This window comes from Streptomyces lichenis (assembly GCF_023218175.1).
GTDB classification, from domain to species: domain Bacteria; phylum Actinomycetota; class Actinomycetes; order Streptomycetales; family Streptomycetaceae; genus Streptomyces; species Streptomyces lichenis.
The window spans coordinates 1-364 of the sequence record NZ_JALPTH010000067.1; the positions used below are offsets into that span (position 1 = coordinate 1).

The 364-nt window shown below is 65.9% G+C and carries 1 pseudogene; it reads right to left on the bottom strand.

Annotation, left to right across the window (positions count from 1 at the left end):
- A pseudogene (locus M1O15_RS31290) lies at positions 1-364 on the bottom strand (hypothetical protein); the annotation flags it as partial.

A 364-nucleotide genomic window follows, 5' to 3' on the forward strand; every position in this document is an offset into this window, starting at 1 on the left:
CGCTCGCTGTCCTCGCAGGCGGTGATGCGCTCCCGCTCCTGCTCCGAGAGGGCGATGCCGCGTCCTTCGAGGACGAGTAGCAGCGCCTGTGCCAGGCCCTGGCTACGGCCCTGCTCGCGGCCTTCCTCGCGGCTCTCGTCGCGGATTTCCTCCACGATCCAGGACTTGTAGAAGGAGGTGTCGACGGCCATCAGGTTCCTCCACTGTTCGCGTACGGGGCGCTTGCCCAAGCCTTGGGTGACGAGTTCGCTCAGAGGGATGGAGAGCTTTTCCGGGAGTGTTCCCAGGGTGCTGGAGACGGCTTTCAGTATGGCACCGACGTCCGGATTGTCGGCGTGGGTGATCGCGGCGAGGGTGGCCAGGA